This window comes from Nocardia sp. NPDC051832, from assembly GCF_040681285.1.
GTDB lineage: Bacteria > Actinomycetota > Actinomycetes > Mycobacteriales > Mycobacteriaceae > Nocardia.
Window position 1 is genome coordinate 609,715 of the sequence record NZ_JBFAYL010000002.1, and the last position, 21,022, is coordinate 630,736.

Genomic DNA, 21,022 nt, shown 5'->3' on the forward strand with positions numbered 1-21,022 from the left:
AACCGACGCATGCCGGGTGGTAGCCGGGCAAGCGCGGACTGTCGAACCAGAGTTAGGAACAGGTAAAGCACGATGAGGATGAGGGAATTCGCTGCGGCGTCGATGATTACGGTGGCCGCCATGACGGTCGCGGGCGGAACCGCCGGCGCCGCACCGGCTCCGGCCGCACCGCAGGGCGGGTTCACCGTGCCGATCGTGCCGGGCGTGATCAACTACACCACCAACAACGACGGCAACACCGCTGTCGTCACCACCGACGCGGGCAGCCTGGTGGTCAAGGACGGCCAGTTCCAGATCCTTTCTGCCGCAGGCGATATCGTCGGCGGCGTGCCGCTCGAGGTGAATGTCGACGACATCGTCTACCCGATCAGCGCCACCATCGAGGGCAACAAGGCGACCCTGAAGCCGGTCGTGGAGGGCGCCTACTACCGCCCGGCCGCGTTCGCGCCGAAAGACATCTCCAGCAAGGAGGCTCAGGCGCGTGAGTCGGCCGCGTGGTCGAAGTTCGGTAGCCGTCTGTCGGTCGGCGCGGCGATCGGCGCGATCGTCGGCGCCATCGGCGCGGGCATCGTCGGCTGTGTTGCCGGCGGTGTGCTCGGCCTGGGCCTGACCCTGCCGGTCGCCCTGCTGCTCGGCGGCGGCCCCATCGCGGGCTGCCTCGCCGGCGCCATGACCCTGGGCCCGCTCGGTGCCATGGCTGGCACCATTCTTGTGGGCGCCCCGGTCGCGATCGCCGCGGCGATCGAGTACTTCAGCACCGTCAACGCGCCGCTGCCGCCCGCGGAGCCGGCTAAGTAACGCGTCGTCTGTGCGAGGTTTCGGCCGGTGCGCCCCAGGTTGGGGCGCACCGGCCGCAGCCGTTTGTTTGTCGGAGTAGGAGAGGTCAGTGGTCGAAACACCCACGGTCGCAGCGGTACCGGCCGCGGCGATGGCACGGCGGACGCTATTGCTGCTGGTGGGGGTCGGGGTGCTCGCCGCGGTGTGCGTACTCAGCCTGATGATCGGCGCCCGGGACATCCCGATGGGCACTGCCTGGGACGCGCTGTGGCACTTCGACGGCTCCGACGAGCATGTGGTGGTGCGCACACTGCGGGTGCCGCGGACCATTCTCGCGGTGATCGTCGGTGCGGCGCTGGGGGTTTCGGGCGCGCTGATCCAGGCGATGACGCGCAATCCCTTGGCCGATCCCGGCATCCTGGGTGTCAACGCCGGCGCGGGATTCTTTGTGGCGCTCGGTGTCGCGGCCTTCGGGCTCACCAGCATCTGGTCCTACGTGTGGTTCGGGTTCCTGGGCGCGGCGGTGGTGATGGTGGCGGTGTACGTGCTGGGCTCGATGGGCCGCGGCGGTGCGACGCCGATCCGGCTCACGCTCGCGGGCGTCGCACTCGGGGCGGTGCTGCACGGCGTGACGGTGGGGCTGATGTTGTTGGATCCCAAGACTTTCGACCAGATGCGCTTCTGGAACGCGGGCACCGTCGAGGGCCGCGGACTGGAGATCGTATGGCCGGTGACAGCGTTCATCGTGGTCGGTCTGGTGCTGGCGATAGCGGTCGCCCGCCCCTTGAACGCGCTCGCGCTGGGTGAGGACATCGCCCGTGCCCTCGGCACCGACATCGGCCGCGCCAGGGTGCTCACGGTAGCCGCGGCGACCCTGCTGTGCGGTGCGGCGACCGCCGCCGCCGGTCCGATCGGGTTCGTGGGCTTGATGATTCCGCATGTCGCCCGCTGGATCGTCGGACCGGATCAGCGCTGGATCCTGCCGTACTCCATGGTCGGCGCCCCGATTCTGGTTCTCCTCGCCGACATCATCGGCCGCGTCGTGATCAGGCCCGACGAGATGGCGGTCGGCATCGTGACCGCCTTCGTCGGCGCGCCCGTGCTGATCGCCCTGATCCGCCGCAAGAAAGTGAGCTCGCTGTGAAGTCGGCATCGGGGATAGATTTCGGGCGCCGCGTGGTGGTGCTGCGTGCCGGGGACCGGATGTCGGTCCGGATCGGGCTGCGGACACCCGCCGTGATCGCGGTGCTGATGGCGGTGAGCGCGGTCGTCGCGGTGCTCGCGCTGGGCACCGGTGAATACCAGCTGTCCCCGATGACGGTGCTGCGCACGGTCTTCGGGGACTCGACCCGGCTGGCCGAGTTCGTGGTGATGAACTTGCGCATGCCGCGGGTGCTGCTCGCCTTGCTGCTCGGTGCGGCGCTGGGCGCCAGCGGGGCGATCTTCCAGTCGTTGACCCGCAATCCACTGGGCAGCCCGGACGTCATCGGCTTCAACACCGGCGCCTATACCGGCGCGCTGGTGGTCATGCTGAGCTTCGGCGGCGGTTACCAGCAGACGGCTTTCGGCGCGCTGATCGGCGGGATCATCACTGCCGCCATCATTTACGCCCTGTCCTACAAGGGCGGCATGCAAGGCTTCCGGCTGATCATCGCCGGTATCGCCATCAGCACCATGTTGCAGTCGGCCAATGTCTGGCTGCTGTTGAAGCTCGATGTGAATACGGCGACGGCGGCGGTGGCGTGGGGGTCGGGCTCGCTGTCCGGTTTGGATTGGTCGCAGGTCATGCCGGTGGTCATCGCCCTCCTGGTGCTGTTGCCCGGCGTGCTGTGGCTGGCTTACCGGATGCCGCTGCTCGAGCTCGGCGACGACACCGCGCAGGCGCTGGGGCTGCGGCTGGAGTCGACCCGGCTCATGGCGGTGCTGGTGGGCGTGGCCCTGACCGCGGTCGCCACCGCGGCGGCCGGCCCGGTCGCGTTCTTGTCTTTGGCCGCACCGCAATTGGCGCGCCGGCTGACCCGCTCAGCCACGGTCGCGCCGGTGCCCGCCGCCGCGATGGGCGCGCTGCTGCTGGTGTTGAGCGACTTGATCGCACAGCGCGCCTTCGCGCCGACCCAGCTGCCGGTCGGCGTGGTGACAGTGTCCGTCGGCGGCGCGTACTTCGTGTGGCTGCTGGCCCGCGAGGCCCGACGGTGAATCGAAATGGATGGAAAGGACATCGCCGATGACAGTGAGCACGCATGTGGAGCGGATCGCCGAGGTCCGGGCCGGATCGGGCGGGGAGAAGGTGCCGTATCCGATCGGCCTGCGGGAACTGGAGGTGCTGCGCACCGAGATGGTCGGTACGGCGTTGCGGCGCTTGACCTTCGGCGGCCCCGAACTCGAAGGCTTCGAATCACACGCGCCCACCGAGCATGTGCGCCTGATCTTCCCGGATGCCGATGGCTCGCTCCGGCTACCGGAGAAGGTCGGCCTGAGCATGAAGTGGCCGCGGCCGCTGCCGATTTCCCGGGAGTACACGGTGCGGCGCTTCGACGCCGCGGCGGGCGAGCTGGATATCGACTTCGCGCTGCATCCCGGTGGTTTCGCGGCCGGCTGGGCGGCGGCGGTCGTGCCCGGTACCCGGGTGTATATCGCGGGTCCGCCGGGTGGGCTGGTGGTGCCCGACACCTACGACCGCTACCTGCTCGCCGGTGACATCACCGCCTTGCCCGCGATGGCGCGCTGGCTGGAGACCTTGCCGCCGACGGCCGCGGGATGGGCGTTCATCGAAGTGGCCGACGCCTCGGAGGTGGTCGAACTGACCGCGCCGGAAGGGTTTCAGGTGCAGTGGCTGTCTCGTGACGGGGTCGCCGCCGGGCACTCGGAGGTCCTGGTCCAGGCCGTGCAGGCGGTGCCGGCTCCGCCGGGCGAGCGGGTCTATGCCTGGATCGCCGGGGAAGCCGTCACCGTGCGCCCGCTGCGTCGCTGGTTGCGTGACGAATTCGGCCTGTCCGCAGCAGATCACCTGGTCACCGGGTACTGGAAGCGCGGCGTCGCGGACTTCGAAGAGGCGCACGAGCACTAGTGACTTTGCCCGGATCCCGGCCCTCTAGGTTCCAGTTTCCGCACGCGATAGTTTAGGCTCATTCAAGTTAGGGTTGCCTATCTTGAATAGGTGATCGAGTTCGAAGGATGAGGAGTTCGGTGTGGGTGCGCTGCCAGGTGTGGGTTCCGAAGCCGGTGGTGTGCGGGTGCTTTCGCTGACCGGCGCGCAACTGGGTATCTGGAACGCCCAGCGCCTGGATCCCGAATCGCGCAGCTACCTGGTCGGTGAGGTGCTCGAGATCTCCGGCCCCGAACCGATCGACATCGCACTGCTCACCGAGGCGATCCACCGGACCATCGGCGAAGCCGAGACCATGCGCCTGCGGATGGTCGAAACCCCGGACGGGCCACGGCAATTCGTCAGCGACGCGGCGCCCGAACTGCGTCCGATCGCGGACCTGCGCGCCGAAGCCGACCCGGTCACCGTCGCGCACGCCCTGGTCGACGCCGAACGCAGCCGGGCCTCGGAATACTGCCGCCACATGGTCGACCGCCAGCTCTACACCTATCAGCTGATCCGGTTGACCGACTCCGAGGTCTGGTGCGTTCAGCTCTACCATCACCTGATCGTCGACGGCTACAGCGCGGCCATGCTGTCGCGGCGGGTCGCCGCCCACTACACCGCGCTCGTCCAGGAAACCGAGGTCGCCCCAGTCGGTTTCGGTTCGATCGAGACCCTGGTCACCGAGGACGAGCAGTACCGCTCCGGCGAGCAGTTCGACCGCGACCGCGCCTACTGGCGTGACCTGCTCACCCCGCTGCCCGCCCTGGACGGCCGGGGCGAGCGGGTCGACGGCCCCGCGGAGCGCACCATCCAGGCGCGCGCCGTGCTCTCGGCCGCCGATCTCGCGCAGGTCCGCGCGGTCGCCCAGGCCACCGGCACCACCTGGGCCGAAGTGCTGATCGCCTGCTACGCGGGCTTCGTGCACCGCGTGCTCGGCGAATCCGACGTGGTGATCGCCATGCCGCTGATGGCGCGTGTCGGCAAGACCGCGCTGACCACGCCCGCCATGGCGGTGAACGTGCTCCCGCTGCGGCTGACGGTGCGCAGCCACGACACGCTGGCGGCGCTGAGCAAGCAGGTCGCCGATGCGATGCGGGGCCTGCGCGCCCACCAGCGCTATCGCGGCGAGAACCTGGCCCGGGACCTCGGCGCGGCGGGCACCGGTGCGCTGCTGCACGGCATCGGCATCAACCTCAAGGCCTTCGACTTCGCCCTGGACTTCGCCGGTGCGGTGGGTGTGCTGCGGAACGTGGCCGGCGGCCCGCCGGAAGACCTGGGGCTCACCGTGACTCCGATCGCCGACGGCGAGGTGCAGCTCGGCTTCGAGGTGGACGCGCGGACCAACAGCCACGAGACCGTGCAACGGCGGCTGGCCGGGCTGGTCCGCATCATCAAGGGACTCACCGAATCCGGGGATCCCGCCATCGGCCGCGTGGAGTTGTCGTCGGCGGGGGAGAGCGAGCGGATTCTCGCCGAGCGCGCCGCCGCCGCACTGCCCGGCGTCCCCACGGACGTGCCCTCGGCGCTGAACCAGCTGGCCGGCCAGTCCCCGGACGCGGTCGTGCTGGTGTGCGAGGCGGACCGGCTCACCGCCGCCGTGCTCGCGAGCCGGGTGCACCGGCTGGCGCGCGCACTGCGCGCTCGTGGGATCGGGCCGGACGACCTGGTCGCGATCGCCCTGCCGCGCACCGCCGACCTGGTGGTATCGCTGCTGGCCGTGCTCGACGCGGGCGCCGCCTATGTGGCGCTGGACCCGGAACATCCGGCGCAGCGGTTGCGCGCCATCATCGATGACGCGCGGCCCGTGCTGGTGCTGAGCTGCGCCGAACTCGCCGCCGCGCTGACCGGCGACGGCCGCCCCGAACCCGTGCTGCTGGAATCGGAGTCGTTCGCCGCCGAGCTCGCCGCCTACCCGGACCGTCCGCTCACCGCCGCCGAACTCGCCGCCCCGCGCGACAGCGAGCACCTGGCCTATGTCATCTACACCTCCGGCTCGACCGGCACACCCAAGGGCGTGCTGGTCCGCACCGGCGGCCTGGCGCATCTGCTGCACCACCACCGTTCCACGATCTACGCCGACGCCGCCGCGCGCTCCGGCAACCGGCAGCTGCACACCGCGCACACCGCGTCCTTCGCCTTCGACGCCTCCCTCGACCAGCTGCTGTGGCTGCTGAGCGGGCACCGGGTGCACGTCTACGACGCCGAATTGCAGCGGGACGCGGCGGCCTTGGTCGCTGCCTTCGCCCGGGACGCCATCGACGTCGTCGACACCACCCCGTCGATGGGCGCGGCCCTGGTCGACAACGGTCTGCTGACCGCCGCTCGCCCGCAGCTGCTGGTGATCGGTGGCGAGGCGGCGCCGCCGGCGTTGTGGGACACCATCATCGAGGCCGGCATCGCCGCCCACAATCTCTACGGCCCGACCGAGGCCACCGTCGACGCCATCGGCACCCGCATCGCGGACGGTACGCCGCGCATCGGCCACCCGCTGGCGGGCACCCGCACCTACCTGCTCGACAGCGCGCTGCTGCCCGTCGCCGACGGCGAGCGCGGCGAACTGTATTTGGCCGGACCGCAATTGGCGCGCGGCTACCTGGGCCGCCCGGCTGTCACCGCCGACCGCTTCGTCGCCGACCCGTACGGTGCGCCCGGCGAGCGCATGTACCGGACCGGCGACCGCGCACGCTGGGTGCCGGGACTGGGCTATGAGTTCCTGGGCCGCAACGACAAGCAGGTCAAGATCCGCGGCCATCGGGTCGAATTGAGTGAAGTGGAAGCGGTTCTCGGCGCACTGCCGGGTGTCGCCGCCGCCGCGGCGGTGATCACCACGTCCGCCCAGGCGCAGCTCATCGGCTATGTCGTTGCGACGGCCGGGATTACGCTGCCGTCCGCCGACGAACTGCGCCGCACCCTGGCCGCCGACGTCCCCGACCATCTGGTGCCCGCGGCGATCGTGCTTCTCGACGAACTTCCGGTGACCGTCAACGGCAAACTCGATCGCGCCGCATTGCCCGCCCCGCAACTGGATTCGCAGGGCCGCGCCGCCCGCACGGACCGCGAGCTGGTGGTGTGCGAGGTGATCGCCGAAGTCCTCGGCCGCACCCGGGTCGGCATCGACGACGACTTCTTCGGCCTCGGCGGCGACAGCATCACCGCCATCAGCGTTTCCAGCCGCCTGCGTGGTCGCGGGCTGATCCTGCAACCGAAAGAGCTGCTCGCCCAGCGTGATCTGGCCACCCTGGCCGCTCAGGCCACGGCGGTCGAGGCCGACGAAGCGCCGCGCACCCCGGACGTCGCCACCGGCACGGTGCCGGTCCCGCCGATCGTGCGAGCCTTGTTCGAGCGCAACCCCGACCTGTCCGCGGTCGCCGGATATGCCCAGTGGACAGCCGTTCTCGTGGACGAGCCCTTGGCCCTGGCCGATCTCACCGCCGGTGCGCAAACCCTCCTCGACCGTCACGACGCCCTGCGCCTGCTGCTGCGCCGCGACGCCGAAACCGGCGCACCGGATCTGATCATTCGTGACGTCGGCGCGGTCGCCGCCGCGGACATCGTCACCGAACTGCCCGCGGCAAGTGACGCCCACTCGGCGGGTGCCGGAAACCAGCCGAACCTGGCGGGCGTCGAGTCGTCCCCGGGCCGGTCGGCGCAACACGCAACGGCGGCGGTCGCCGACCAGCGGTCGTCGACCCCGAGCGCGCGAGGCGACGGTGCGATGGGGACCTCCGTGGCCGGTGACCTGGACGACCAGGTGCGGCGGCTAGCCGAGCGGGTAGCCGACGGACTCGACCCGCATGCCGGGGACCTGCTTCGCATTGTGCTGCTGCGCGACGAGTCCGGACCGGATCGGGTGATCGTCGTGGCGCATCACCTGGTCGTGGACGGTGTCTCATGGCGAATTCTGTTGCCGGACCTGCACGACGCGTGCTCGGCCGCGCGGGAGCGGCGGACGCTGCCCGCGTTCCCGGCGAGCACCTCGTGGCGGCGGCATGCGACTGTGCTGGCCGAACAGGGCGCGGCCGGTGCGCGGCGTTCGGAACTGGCCTATTGGCAGCGGGCGCTGGACGCTGCCGTGCCGCTGGGTGCGCGCGGTTTGTGCGCGACCCGGGATACGGTCGAAACCGCCTCTCGGACACACACTGTCGCCTCGCCGGATCTGACGCACGCGGTGCTGACGACCCTGCCGAATGCCTATCGGGCCCGCGTCGACGAGGTGCTGCTGGCGGCGCTGATGCTGGCGCTGCGTTCCTGGCGGCAGGCGCACGAGCAGCCGGGCGGCGCGGCGCAGCTGGTGTCCGTCGAGGGCCACGGCCGCGACGCGTTGACCGCCGACACCGATTTCGCCCGCACCATCGGCTGGTTCACCAGCGAGTACCCGGTCCGGGTGCCCACCGACGCGATCGCCGACAGCGACGATCTGGCCGACGCGCTGGACGGCGGCGCGGCGGCAGGGCGACTGCTGCGGGCAGTGAAGGAAGCCAAGCGCGCGGTGCCGGACGGAGGTGTCGGGTTCGGCGTGCTGCGCTACCTCGACCCCGAAACCGCGCCGGTGCTCGCCCCGCCGGACGGCCCGGAGCTGCTGCTCAACTACCTCGGCCGGTTCCCCGCGCTGCCGGGGTCCGGGTGGCGGCTGCCCGAACAGGATCCGTTCGCGGTGTTCGAACCGCAAGCCAAAGCGCTGACCGAAGTGCTGGCGCTCAACGTCTTCGTGCACGAGTCGGCGCAGGAGCGGCTGGCCGTCGAATGGACGGCCGCGTCGAACGTGCTGGACGCCGCCAGTGTGGCCGAGCTACAAGAACATTGGGAGCTGGCGCTGGAAGCGCTCGCGACGCACGCGGTGCTGGCGCAGGGCGGACTGACGCCGTCGGATTGCCCCGAAGTCGAAGTCGATCAGGACGGCATCGACGAGCTGGAGGCGCTGCACGGCCCGCTGGCCGATCTGCTGCCGCTGTCCCCGTTGCAGGAAGGTTTGCTGTTCCACGCTGTTCGCGACGGCGAGAACGACGTCTACACGCTGACCGCACGTTTCGACCTGACCGGCCCGCTCGACGCCGACCGGCTCGTGCACGCCTTCGACCGGGTCGTCGCGCGGCATTCGAACCTCGGTGCGGCGTTCCACTACGAGCAGTTCGACCGGCCGGTGCAGGCGATTCCGCGTGAGGTGCGGGTGCCGTGGCGGCACGTCGACCTGTCCGCGCTGCCCGCGCGCGCCGCGCTGCGGTCCGCGGACCGGCTGGAAGACGAAGTGGCGGCGCAGCTCTTCGACGTGAGCACCGCACCGCTGTTGCGGGCGTTGCTGATTCGCCTGCCCGGTGACGCGCACCGGCTCGTGCTGAATGCCCACCATCTGCTCACCGACGGCTGGTCCACACCGATCATGGTGCGGGAACTGCTGTCGCTGTACCACGCGTCGTCCGATCACGAACTGCCCGCGCCGGCGCACTACCGCGACTACCTGCGCTGGATCGCCGACCGTGATCACCAAGCGGCACAACGGGTCTGGGGTGAGCGGCTGGCCGGACTGGCCGAGCCGACGCTGATCGGCACGCCCGGCGCGCGCGGTACCCGATCCGCCTTGCGGGTACCGCTGCCGGAGGCGGCCGCCGCCGCGCTCGCCGCGCTCGGCCGATCCCGCGCGCTCACCTTGAACACTCTGGTCCAGGGTGCTTGGGGCGCTCTGCTCACCGAACTCACCGGCCGCCCCGATGTGGTGTTCGGCGCGACCGTCTCCGGGCGGCCCGCCGACCTGCCCGGCGTCGAAACCATGGTGGGCCTGTTCAGTAACACCATCCCGGTGCGGATGACCATCGATCCGGCCCAGCCGCTGCTGGACCAGTTCACCCGTTTGCAGGATGCGCAGTTCGGGATCCAGGAGGTCGAGCACACCGGTCTCGCCGAGGTCGAACGCCTGGCCGGTCTCGGCCAGCTCTTCGACACCCTGGTGCTGTTCGAGAACTTCCCCAATTCCGGCCCAGGACAGCCGGAATCGCACGAACTCCGGGTCGCCGCCTTCACCAACCGGGGCGTCACGCACTACCCGATCACCTTGCTCGCCCCACCCAGCGCGGGCCTGGACCTGATCCTGGACCACGACACCACCGCCGTCTCCACCGCCTTGGTGGAGCGGGTCGCCGCCCGGCTCGTCGCCATCCTCACCGGACTGATCGCATCCCCGGACCAGACCGGCGCCGCTCTGCTGACGGAGGCCCCCGACGCTGCGGTGCTCAATCGCCCTGTGGCGACGCCGAACTCCGCGGTTCTGTCCAGCGTGCATCCCGGCGTTCGCCAGGATGACGGAGAGACTGTTCGTGCGGACGGGCAGATGCCTAGGACGGACGGATTTGCCGACGGGACAGCGGGATTCGCCGAACTCGTCGATGCCGTCCGCACGTGCGCCGCACGGGTCCTCGAAGTCCCCGAGGTCGGCTCCGACGACGATTTCTTCAGCCTCGGCGGCCACTCGCTCACCGCGATGCGCCTGGTAGGAGCGCTACGCAAGCTCGGCCTCCGCATCGTCGTCGCCGATATCTTCGACGCCCCGACCCCCCGCGGTCTCGCCGCCTGCGCGGTGGTCGACCCAGTCCGCTGGGAGCAGGCACGGGCGGGCGCGGCACCCGGACAAGCGAAGGCCCTCAGCGGGGGCGCGACGGATACCGCGCCCGGTCTGGAGGGAGTCGTTCGCACAGCGCCTGCGTCCCAGGGCGGGACGGTCGCCTCGGACGGGATCGGCGCGGTTGCCGACGGCGTGCCGGATCCGTTGCGGCGCACGGAAGTCCCGCAGGGTGTCGCGGCCGGGTTCGCGGCTCAGGTGCGGCGCACGCCGGATGCCGCCGCGTTGATCAGCGGCGGAGCAGTCCTCAGTTATGGCGAACTCGGTGCGCGGGTGGATGAGCTGGCGCGGCGGCTGCTCGCGATAGGAGTCGGTCCCGAACAGGTTGTCGCCGTGGCGCTTCCGCGTTCGGCCGACCTGGTCGTGGGTCTGCTCGCGGTGCTGCGGGTCGGTGCGGCCTATCTGCCGCTCGATGTCGACTACCCGGCGCAGCGGCTGGAGTACATGCTCGAGGACGCCGCGCCGCGCTGTGTGCTGACCAACTCCGGCACCGTCGATCGACTACCGGGCGCGGCTCCGCGGACGGTGCTGGTCGATGCGGCGGAGACGGCCGATGCCGCGATCGCGCTGCCCGAGCCGCCCCGTGCGGGCGATCACCTGGCTTATGTCATCCACACTTCCGGCTCGACGGGCAACCCGAAGGGCGTGCTGATCAGCACCGCCAATCTCGCCGCGTTCGCCGAGACGGTGGTGGCGGACGGCTGGATCCGGCCCGGTGATCGGTTCGTCGCCGTCACCACGGTCTCGTTCGACATCGCGGTGCTCGAACTGCTGTGCCCGCTGACCGCCGGCGCGACAGTCGTCGTCGCCGACCGCCCGACCGTGCTCGACCCGGATGCCTTGCACGCCTTGATCGCCGAGACCAGCGCGACCGTCGTGCAGGCGACGCCGTCGCTGTGGCGGATCCTGGTCGAACACGAGGACGCGGATCGGCTCGGTGCGGTGCGGGCGCTGGTCGGTGGCGAGGCATTGCCTGCCGATCTCGCCGCCGACATGGTCGCGCACTGCGCCGCGGTGCGAAACGTCTACGGGCCCACCGAAGTAACCGTGTGGGCGACCTCGGCGGAACTGACGCAGGGCGACCCGGTCACGATCGGCGCACCCTGGACCGACGTGCACGTCCGCGTGCTCGACAACGACCTCCGCGTGGTCTCCGAAGGCGAGCTGTATCTCGGTGGCGCACAAGTCGTCCGCGGGTACCTGAATCGCCCGGCCATGACCGCCGGCCGCTTCATCGCCGATCCGAGCCACCCCGGACAGCGCCTGTACCGCACCGGTGACCTGGTGCGCCGCACCGACAACGGGCTACTGTTCCTCGGCCGCGCCGACGACCAGGTCAAGGTGCGCGGCTTCCGCATCGAACTCGGCGAAGTCGAAACCGCCCTCCGCCGAGTCCCGGGCGTGACGGCCGCCGCCGCCTGCGTCCGCGCCGATTCCTCCGGTACCGGAAGACTTTTCGGCTACATCGTCACCCCGGATGCGTTGCCCCTCGATCCCGCGACGGTGCGCTCCCACCTCACCGCACTGCTGCCCGAATACATGGTGCCGCAGTCGATCACCACAATCCCGGAACTACCGCTGACCCTGAACGGAAAACTCGACCGAAAGGCGCTGCCGAACCCGGGCTCCGCGCGATCCGCAGGTTCGACGGCAGTGGGCGGCGCCGCGGCTGCGGCTGTGGTCGAGCAGCCGTTGCTGGTGTTGGACGCCGATGGGCGGGCCCGCCTGGATGCGTTGTGCCCCAACTGGGTCGAAGCGCTGCCATTGGGGCCGTTGCAGGAGGGCATGTACTTCCAGTCGCTGGTGGACAGCGCCGCGGGCAGCGACGCCTATCATATGCAGCCGCGATTCTCCTTCGCCGCAACGGAATCGGGCGGCAAGGCGGTCGACGTGCCCGCATTGCGTGCCGCTGCCGACACACTGCTGCGCCGGTACCCGAACTTGCGGGCCGGGTTCAGTCACGCCGGATTCACGCAGCCGGTGCAGTTCATCCCGTTGGCTGCGACCATGCCGTTCCGCGAGGTCGATCTCACCGAGCTGGCGGAAGCAGAGATCACCTCGGCGCTGAAGGAGCTCGACAACGCCGAGTTCGCGACACCGTTCGACTACACCGCGCCGCCGCTGATCCGCATGACCCTGGCGTGGTTGCCGGGCGGCCGGGCCTACCTGGTGTGCACACAGCACCACCTGCTGACCGATGGCTGGTCGCAGACGCTGATGTACCGCGAGCTGTTCGCGCTGTACGAGCACGCTCGGAGCGGGGCGGCCGACCTGGACGCCGTGCTGCCCGCGCCCGCCGATTTCCGCGATCATCTGCGCTGGCTCGCCGCAACCGACAGCGCCGCGGCCGAAGCCGCCTGGTCGGCCTATCTCGCGGAACTGCGGCAGCCGACGCTGATCGCCACGAAGCAGGCGGCGGAGAAGGCAGCGCTTCCGGTGTTCACCCGGGTCAGCCTGCCCGACAGCACGACCCAGGGTTTGCACGGGTTCGCGCGGGGCGCGCGCGTCACCCTGTCCACGGTGGTCTCCACCGCGTGGGGCCTGGCGTTGCGGGCCACCACCGGCGCCGATGACGTGGTCTTCGGCGCCACCGTCTCCGGTCGTTCCCCGGAAGTGCCCGACGCCGACCGCATGGTGGGCTTGGCGCTGAACACCGTGCCGGTGCGGGTCCGCACCCGCCCGAGCGAGCCGTTGACCGACCTGGTCCGGCGGGTGTTCCGGGAACAGGGCCGCCTCACCGACCACCACCAGCTCGGCCTCGGCCGGATCCAGCGGGCGGCGGGCGTCCCGGCGCTGTTCGACACCCTGACCGTCTTCCGCAATGTGCCCCGCGACCACGAGGCGCAGTCGGAGATGTTCCAGCGCAACGGAATCTCGGGTTTCGAGGCGATCGACGGCACGCACTACGCGATCACCATCGATATCGAACCGGGCTCACCCACCACCCCGATGGCGATCACCTGTGAGCACCGCCCGGACCTCGTCACCGACTCCGAGGCCGCCGCGCTGCTCGAACGCCTGGTGGCGATACTCGATCTGTGCGCGACGAAAACCGCTGCGCACGTGGCCGACACGGCCGTGCCCGCCGCCGGCACTCCGCTGGAGTTCGCGCCGGAGCACGTCGAGGTCCCGGAGCCCGGTCAGGCGGGCGGCAGCGTCGACGCGCTGCTGCGCGAGCGCGGACAGGCGACGCCGGACGTGACAGCCCTTGTCTGCGGCCCGGTTTCGCTCACCGCGCGCGAACTCGACACCCGCGTGGACCGGCTGGCCCGCATCCTCGCCGGGACCGGCGTCGGCGCGGGCGACACCGTCGCCTTGGCGCTGCCCCGCACCGCCGACCACGTGGTCGCGATCTTCGCGGTGATGCGCACCGGCGCGGCCTACCTGCCGCTGGATCTCGCGCATCCGCCGGCCCGGCTGCGCGACCTGATCGCCGACAGCGCCGCGGCAGCGGTGATTTCGACGACGGTCGAGGCGAGCACGCTCCTCGACGAGACCCACCGCGCGGTGCTGCTCGACGACCCCGCGGTCGCCGACATGCTCGACGGCCGCACCGCGCTCCCGCCGGTGCCGGATACCGCGGTGCGCGGCCCGATCAGCGCCGACCAGCCCGCCTACGTCATCTACACCTCGGGCTCGACCGGCAAGCCGAAGGGCGTGATCGTCGGTCACCGCGGCCTGACCGCGATGTACCACAACCACGTCGACGAGATCTTCAGGCCCACCGAGCAGTCCGCGAACCGCGGCCGCCTGCGGATCGCGCACACCGTCTCGTTCTCCTTCGACATGTCCTGGGAGGAGCTGTTCTGGCTGCTCGCCGGACACGAGGTGCACGTCATCGACGAACGCGCCCGCCTGGAGCCCACGGCACTGGTGCGGCACTACCGCGCTGTCGGGATCGACGTCATCAACGTGACGCCGTCCTACGCGAAGGAGCTCATCGCGGGCGGTCTGCTGGACGGCGAGCACATCCCGGCCCTGGTCATCCTGGGCGGTGAAGCGGTACCCGCCGACCTGTGGACCCGGCTGCGCGAACAGCCCGGCGTCGACGGCTACGACCTGTACGGGCCGACCGAATTCACCATCAACGCGATGGGCTCACCGGTCCAGGGCTCGCGGACACCGTGCCTGGGCCGCCCGGTGCGCAATGCCCGTGCGCGCGTGCTGGATTCGGGTCTGCGCGAGGTTCCGGTCGGCGCGGTCGGCGAGCTGTACATGTCCGGTGACGGTGTCGCCCACGGCTACCTGGACCGGCCCGGCCTGTCCGCGGCCGCCTTCGTCCCCGACCCGTTCGCGGCCGACGGCGGGCGCATGTACCGCACCGGAGACCTGGTGTGGCGCAGGCGCGATGGGCAATTGCAGTACATGGGCCGCGGTGACCATCAGGTGAAGATCCGCGGTGTCCGCATCGAATTGGGCGAAGTCGAAGCCGCTCTGGCGGCCTGCGACGGTGTGCGGCGGGCCGCGGCCAACGTCCTGCGGGACGCGGCCGGCACGGCCAAGCTCGTCGGATACGTGGTCCCCGAACCCGGCCGGGCGCTCGCGGACCTGCGACCGGAACTGCGCAAGCGGCTCCCCGCCCAGCTGGTGCCGTCGGAGATCGTGCTCATCGCCTCGATCCCGTTGACCCCCAACGGAAAACTCGACCGCGCCGCACTGCCCCAGCCGCCGGCCCGCAGCGCCGGCACCGGACCGCGCACCGACACCGAACGCGCCCTCTGCGCGGTCTTCGCCCGAGTCCTCGGCGTCGCCGAGATCGCCGATGTCGAGGACAGCTTCTTCGATCTCGGCGGCGACTCACTGCGCGTGATGCGCCTGGTCGGCGAACTGGAACGGGAATTCGGCGTCACCCTCGCGGTCGGCGCGGTCCTGGCCCAGCCGACCGTCGCCGACCTCGCCGGACTGCTGGAGACCACCCGAGTTTGAGCCCCACCGCGGGGCTTACCCATCGGCCACTCGTGGCCGAGCACAACGAGGAGAGAAATGAGAGTTCCAAGCATGCCGTCCGGCGGCCGCCCGCGGCGGCTCGCCGCACTGGTGGCGCTGCTGCTCGTCGCCCTGACGGCGTTGATCGGCTGCGGTTCGGACACCGAGGCGGCGTCCTCGGAGGGCGCGACCCGTGTCATCCAGACCGAAAAGGGCCCGGTCACCGTGCCCGCGCAGGCCAAGCGCATCGTGGTGCTCAGCGGCGGCCTGGCCGGCTACCTGTACGCGCTCGACGCTCCGGTGGCCGCCACCGACACCCGCGTGCTCGGCGTCACCAACTTCGACGGCGGCTTCCCGCCCTCCTGGGCGGCCAAGGCCAAGGCGCAGGGCACCACGCAGCTGCCCACCGGTGAGGAACTCAACATCGAGGCCGTCGCCGCGGCCGCGCCGGACCTGATCATCGGTGGCGGACAGGGCATTACCGCCGTGCAGGCCGAGAAGGTCTACGACAAACTGGCCGCGATCGCGCCCACCGTGCTGGTGTCCAAGACCGTCGCGGCTTGGCAGGAGCAGCTGCGCCAGGTCGCCGACGCCGCCGGACGCTCGGACCGCGTCGAGGCCATGATGACCGCGTACCGCGACAAGGTCGCCCAGGTGAAGTCCTCGATCAAGGTGCCGGCCGGGAACTTCGCCTACCTGCTGTCGCTGCCGAACAACAAGCCCTACCTGGTCCCGCAGACCGCGGCGCTGCCCGCGCTGCTCGGCGAACTCGGCTTCACCGCCGACGACGTGCTGGCCAAGGCGGGCAATCCGAAGCTGTTCGGTTCCGGTGACTCCGTCGAGGTGAGCCCCGAACTGCTGTCCCAGGTCGCGAGCGCGCCGCAGGCGTTCTTCATCCCGGTCGGTGGCCGCACGCAGGACCAGCTGAAGCAGGATCCGGTCTACGCGAACCTGCCCTCGTTCAAGGACAACAAGCTCTACGAACTCCCCGCCACCAGCTACCGCCCGGATTACGACGGTGTGATGGCGACTCTGGATCTCATCGCGAAGCGCTTCGCATGAGCAGGCTGGGTGGGCTGGTCATCGATATCGCGCCGCTGCGATCCAGCCGCGCGTTCCGGTATGCCTTTGCCGCGCGGCTGATCTCGCTGCTCGGCATCGGACTGCTGATCGTCGCGGTACCGGCCCAGATGTATCAGCTCACCCGGTCGAACCTGCACGTCGCCGGGGTCTCGGTGGTGATGGCGGCCGCGATGTTCGCCGGCAGCCTGGCCGGGGGCGTGCTCGCCGACCGGTTCGACCGCCGGCGCACCATCCAGTTCTCGCGCACCGTGGCGGGATTGGGCTTCCTGGTGCTGGGCCTCAACGCGGTGCTCGAGCATCCGGCGGTGTGGGTGATCTACGCCGCCGCCGGCATCGACGGTCTCGCGGGCGGAGTCAGCAGCACCGCCCTGATGGCGCTGACGCCCGCGCTGGTCGGCCGGGACAAGATGGCCGCCGCCGGCGCGCTGGTCACTCTGACGACCGATCTCGGCACCATGATCACGCCGGCCCTCGCGGGTGTGATCATCGCCGCGGGCGGCGTCTCGTGGACCTACTTCGTCGCCGCCGCCGCGACCGCGATCACGGTCACCTTGTTCCAGGAGGTCGGCCCGTCCGCCCCACCGGAGATGGTCCGGGAGACACCGCTGCGCGCGTTGCGCACCGGTCTCGCATTCGCCATGGGGGAGCGGACGATTCGCGGCGTGCTGGTCGTCGGACTGGTCGTCATGCTGGCCAGCGGCCCGACCGTGCTGCTGCCCGCGTTCGTCGACCAGGTCCTGCACGCGGGCCCGGCCACCCTGGGCCTGCTCTACGGCGCACCCGCGGTCGGCGCGGTGCTCGGCACGCTCACCAGCGGCTGGACCGGCACTGTCCGTCGCAGCGGGCTGGCGTTGCTCGCCTCGATGCTGGCATTGCCGATCGGATCCTTGGTCCTCGGCAGCACCGGCAACGCGGCGACCGGAGCGGCCTTGATGGCCTTCCTCGGCCTGGCCGGTTTCGGTCTCGCCCGCGCGGTCAACGACATCTTCCGTTTCGCGGTCCTGCAACACAGCACCCCGGATGAACTGCGCGGCCGGGTTTCGAGCCTGTGGCTGATCCAGGCTGTCACCGGCACCGCGCTCGGCTCGATGACGGCGGGCGTCCTGGGCCAGTACTTCGCCCCGGATACCGCACTGCTGGTGTACGGCCTGATCGTCGTGGTCATCGGAGCCGTGCTGTTCGCGACGCTGTCCGCTGTCCGCTCCGCCACGGCGCCGGAATCCGTCCCGGTCTGACCCTTCGTTGTCCCCGCATGCTTTCGGCCGGGACCCGGACATCAACCCCCTCATCGAGGCGGATGCCGGGTCCCGGCCGAAACTGCACCGGGACAACGAAATCAGCGGTTGGCGTGCTCCGACAGCGCGGCACGCAACGCCCGGCGGCTGGTCTTACCGACACCGGTCTCCGGGAAACTGTCCACCACTTGGAGCAGATCCGGCAGCTTCCACGCCGCCACCCCGCGCTCGCGCACGAAGCGCCGCAACTCCGCGAGCGTCGGCGCGGCCTCGGGCTCGGTCGCCAGCACGAACGCGCACGTCCGCTCGCCGAGCGCCGGATCCGGCACCGAAACGATGGCGGCGTCCCGGACCGCCGGGTGCTCGAGCAGGTGCTCCTCGAGCTCCTCGGCCGACACCTTCTCCCCGCCCCGGTTGACGTGGTCGCCATTGCGGCCCTTGACCACGAGGTTGCCGTCGGGCCGCAGCGCCACCACGTCGCCGGTCCGGTACCAGCCGTCGGGGGTGAAGGAGGCGGCGTTCGCGTCGGGATTGTCGTAGTACCCGCGAATCGTGTACGGGCCCTTGGTGATCAGCATGCCGTCGGCGCCCGGCGCGACCGGGTCGCCGTTTTCGTCGATGACGGCGACATGATCGAGATCCGACATCGGCCGTCCCTGCGTGCCGACGATGACCTCCTCGGGGTCATCCAGGCGCGTGTAGCAGACCAGGCCCTCGGCCATGCCGAAGACCTGCTGCACGGTGACGCCCAGGGCCGGCCCGATCCGCCGAGCCAGTTCCTCCGGGCAGCGCGCACCGCCGACGAGCAGCACCCGCAGGCTCGAAAGATCATGCGGGGTACCGGCTTCGGCGCGCTCGGCCCAGACCCGGGCCAGCGGCGGCACCAGACCGGTGATGGTCACGCCGAACCGTTCGATCGCCGCGAACGCGGTGCTCGGCGTGGGATCGGCCGACAAGGCGATGGTCCCGCCCGCCCACAGCGCGCCCAGGATGCCCGGCGAACTCATCGGGAAATTGTGTGCGACCGGCAGGGCGGCGAGATACACGGTCCCGGAATCGAGTGCGCAGATCTCGGCGCTGCGGCGCACGCTGTAGAGGTAGTCGTCGTGCGTGCGGGGAATGAGCTTCGGGATCCCGGTGCTGCCGCCGGACAGCTGCAAGAACGCGACATCGGCGGCGTCGAGCGCCGGGAATTCGCCTGGCGGCTTGCGCAGTTCGTCCAGCGGCACGAAGCCCTCGGGCGCGGCGGCACCGCGGTCCGGCACCACGACGACGTGCTCCTGGGCCGGCGCCTCCGCGCGCACGGTCGCGGCCAGCGCCGCGTGATCGAAGAGCTGATGGTGATGACAGGTCACCATCGCCACCGCGCCACTGGCCCGTGCGATCGGCACCAGTTCGGCCTGCCGGTGCGCGGGCAGGCAGAACACCGGCAACGCCCCGGCCTGGAACAACCCGAAGATCACCTCGACGAACTCGGCGATATTCGGCAGCTGCACCAGCACCCGGTCCCGCGGCCGGATCCCGAGCGCGAGGAAACCGGCGGCCAGTTCCTGGGCCCGGGACTGCAATTCGGCGTAGGACCAGCGGTTCGCGTCGTCGACCACGGCCACGGCCTCGGGCCGGCTCGCGGCCCGCGCGGCCAGCAGGTCGCTGAAGGTTTCGCCGGTCCAGTAGCCGAGCGAGCGATACAGCTCGGCTTCGGCGAGTGGCCACGCGGTGAAACCGGGCAGTGGGGTGTCCAACATCGAGCCCTTCCATCTGGCATTGTCATTCGCGAGAAAGTCAGTATAGGCTAACCTTATGTCGCAGAGCTGGAAAGCATGTGGTCCGGTCATCGTCACCGGAGCGGCGGCAGGGATCGGTCGGGCGGTCGCGGAATTGTTCGCGGCGCGTTCGGCTCCGGTATCACTGTGGGATTCCGATCCCGCCGTATTCCGTGTGCGCACCGAAATCCGTGCTGCTGAGGAGGGTTTCGTCGGCCACGCGGCCCGCGTCGACGTCGCCGACGGCGACGCGGTCGCCGAGGCCTTCGCCGACGCGACCCGCGCCATCGGCCCGGCGGCGGTGCTGGTGCACGCCGCGGGCGTGCTGGAAACCGGCGATGCCGCGGATCTGACGGCGGCGCAGTGGAATCGCTGCCTGAGCGTGAACGCCACCGGGACGATGCACGTCACCCGGCAGGGGGCCACGGCAATGGCCGCCAACGGCGGCGGCTCGATCGTCGTGGTCACCTCCAATGCCGCCAGCACCCCGCGTGCGGGAATGGCGGCCTACGGTGCGTCCAAGGCCGCCGCGGCCGCCTTCGCGCGCTCGCTCGGCCTGGAAGTCGCCGCCCAGGGCGTCCGGGTGAACCTGGTCTCGCCCGGCTCGACCGACACCCCGATGCTGCGCGGGATGCACGGCGACGACGCCGAACTCGCCGATCTCGCCCGGGAACGCATCATCGCGGGCGATCCGGACCGTTATCGCGCCGGAATCCCGTTGCAGCGCATCGGGCTTCCCGAAGACGTCGCCGAGGCCGCCTATTTCCTGTCCTCGCCCGCCGCCCGGCACATCACGCTGCACGACCTGCGGGTCGACGGCGGCGCGACCCTCGATATGTAGCACCCCCGAAAACCGTTCCGTCGTAGGAGGATTCTGTCTTGGCTATCCCGCCGATCGCCCCGTATTCGCTACCCACGCCCGACGAGGTGGACGACAACCGGGTGCCGTGGTCGCTGGATACGTCCCGCGCCGCGCTGCTGATCCACGACATGCAGCGCTACTTCATCGATGCCTACCGCACCGATCAGGAACCGATGGCCACGGCGCTGGCGAACATCCGCCGGCTGCGCCAGTTCTGCACGGTGGCGGGCATTCCGGTGATCTACACCATGCAGCCCGGCGATCAGCATCCCTCGCGGCGCGGCATCCTGGCCGACTTCTGGGGCAGCGGTCTGGAGAGCGGCCCGCAGGCCGAGGTGGTGCCGGAGCTGGAGCCGGGCCCGTCCGACATCCAGGTCACCAAGTGGCGCTATTCGGCCTTCCAGCGCACCGATCTGCGCGAGCTGCTCAACCACTACCAGCGTGACCAGTTGATCATCACCGGCGTCTACGCCCACATGGGCTGCATGCTCAGTGCCGCCGAGGCATTCATGAGCGATGTGCGCCCGTTCTTCGCCCTGGACGCGACCGCCGACTTCACCCGCGAGGACCACCTCATGGCGCTGAACTACGTGGCCCGGCGCTGTGGCGTGGTGGCGACGACCGACCAGCTGGAGCTGAGTTTGCGGCAGGTTCAGGCGGCCTGAACGCGGGAGT

General features: G+C 70.5%; 10 protein-coding genes. 9 read left to right on the forward strand and 1 reads right to left on the reverse strand.

Going from position 1 to position 21,022, the window contains the following annotated elements:
* Window positions 1-78: 78 nt before the first annotated feature.
* From AB0M14_RS12740 to entS, 7 genes are all read left to right on the forward strand, one after another.
* Window positions 79-798: a hypothetical protein gene (locus tag AB0M14_RS12740; protein WP_364993086.1), complete on the forward strand. Its 720-nt coding sequence runs from the start codon at window positions 79-81 to the stop codon at window positions 796-798.
* 130 nt (window positions 799-928) lie between these two features.
* Entirely contained in the window at window positions 929-1,921 is a 993-nt protein-coding gene (locus AB0M14_RS12745) for an iron chelate uptake ABC transporter family permease subunit (protein ID WP_364995710.1), read from the forward strand.
* A 59-nt stretch (window positions 1,922-1,980) separates the two neighbouring features.
* Window positions 1,981-2,973, forward strand: coding sequence for an iron chelate uptake ABC transporter family permease subunit (locus tag AB0M14_RS12750; protein WP_364995712.1), 993 nt, complete (start codon window positions 1,981-1,983; stop codon window positions 2,971-2,973).
* A 28-nt stretch (window positions 2,974-3,001) separates the two neighbouring features.
* Complete coding sequence (locus AB0M14_RS12755; protein WP_364993089.1) at window positions 3,002-3,844, forward strand: siderophore-interacting protein; 843 nt, start codon at window positions 3,002-3,004, stop codon at window positions 3,842-3,844.
* A 121-nt stretch (window positions 3,845-3,965) separates the two neighbouring features.
* The gene (locus AB0M14_RS12760; protein ID WP_364993092.1) at window positions 3,966-15,404 is read left to right on the forward strand and encodes an amino acid adenylation domain-containing protein; all 11,439 of its coding nucleotides are present in this window, start codon (window positions 3,966-3,968) and stop codon (window positions 15,402-15,404) included.
* A gap of 57 nt (window positions 15,405-15,461) precedes the next feature.
* On the forward strand, window positions 15,462-16,466 hold the full coding sequence (locus tag AB0M14_RS12765; protein WP_364993094.1) for an ABC transporter substrate-binding protein: 1,005 nt from the start codon (window positions 15,462-15,464) through the stop codon (window positions 16,464-16,466).
* Window positions 16,463-17,722 carry an enterobactin transporter EntS gene (entS, locus tag AB0M14_RS12770; protein WP_364993097.1) on the forward strand — a complete coding sequence of 420 codons (1,260 nt, stop codon included), beginning with the start codon at window positions 16,463-16,465 and terminating at the stop codon, window positions 17,720-17,722. The genes AB0M14_RS12765 and entS overlap by 4 nt, the downstream gene beginning before the upstream one ends.
* A gap of 101 nt (window positions 17,723-17,823) precedes the next feature.
* On the opposite strand, the gene AB0M14_RS12775 is transcribed toward entS, so the two are convergent.
* Window positions 17,824-19,467 (reverse strand): AMP-binding protein, encoded by a 1,644-nt coding sequence (locus tag AB0M14_RS12775; RefSeq protein WP_364993100.1) that lies wholly within the window; start codon window positions 19,465-19,467, stop codon window positions 17,824-17,826.
* 55 nt (window positions 19,468-19,522) lie between these two features.
* On the opposite strand from AB0M14_RS12775, the gene AB0M14_RS12780 reads away from it, so the two are divergent.
* On the forward strand, window positions 19,523-20,326 hold the full coding sequence (locus AB0M14_RS12780; RefSeq protein ID WP_364993103.1) for an SDR family oxidoreductase: 804 nt from the start codon (window positions 19,523-19,525) through the stop codon (window positions 20,324-20,326).
* A gap of 38 nt (window positions 20,327-20,364) precedes the next feature.
* Window positions 20,365-21,012, forward strand: a complete 648-nt coding sequence (locus AB0M14_RS12785) for an isochorismatase family protein (RefSeq protein WP_364993105.1) — start codon at window positions 20,365-20,367, stop codon at window positions 21,010-21,012.
* Window positions 21,013-21,022 lie beyond the last annotated feature (10 nt).

Excerpts from the sequence above, each read along its gene's own strand:
- AB0M14_RS12740 (WP_364993086.1), top strand. The coding sequence starts at position 79 with ATGAGGGAATTCGCTGCGGCGTCGATGATTACGGTGGCCGCCATGACG.
- AB0M14_RS12745 (WP_364995710.1), top strand. The coding sequence starts at position 929 with ATGGCACGGCGGACGCTATTGCTGCTGGTGGGGGTCGGGGTGCTCGCC.
- AB0M14_RS12750 (WP_364995712.1), top strand. The coding sequence starts at position 1,981 with ATGTCGGTCCGGATCGGGCTGCGGACACCCGCCGTGATCGCGGTGCTG.
- AB0M14_RS12755 (WP_364993089.1), top strand. The coding sequence starts at position 3,002 with ATGACAGTGAGCACGCATGTGGAGCGGATCGCCGAGGTCCGGGCCGGA.
- AB0M14_RS12765 (WP_364993094.1), top strand. The coding sequence starts at position 15,462 with ATGAGAGTTCCAAGCATGCCGTCCGGCGGCCGCCCGCGGCGGCTCGCC.
- entS (WP_364993097.1), top strand. The coding sequence starts at position 16,463 with ATGAGCAGGCTGGGTGGGCTGGTCATCGATATCGCGCCGCTGCGATCC.
- AB0M14_RS12775 (WP_364993100.1), bottom strand. The coding sequence starts at position 19,467 with ATGTTGGACACCCCACTGCCCGGTTTCACCGCGTGGCCACTCGCCGAA.
- AB0M14_RS12780 (WP_364993103.1), top strand. The coding sequence starts at position 19,523 with ATGTCGCAGAGCTGGAAAGCATGTGGTCCGGTCATCGTCACCGGAGCG.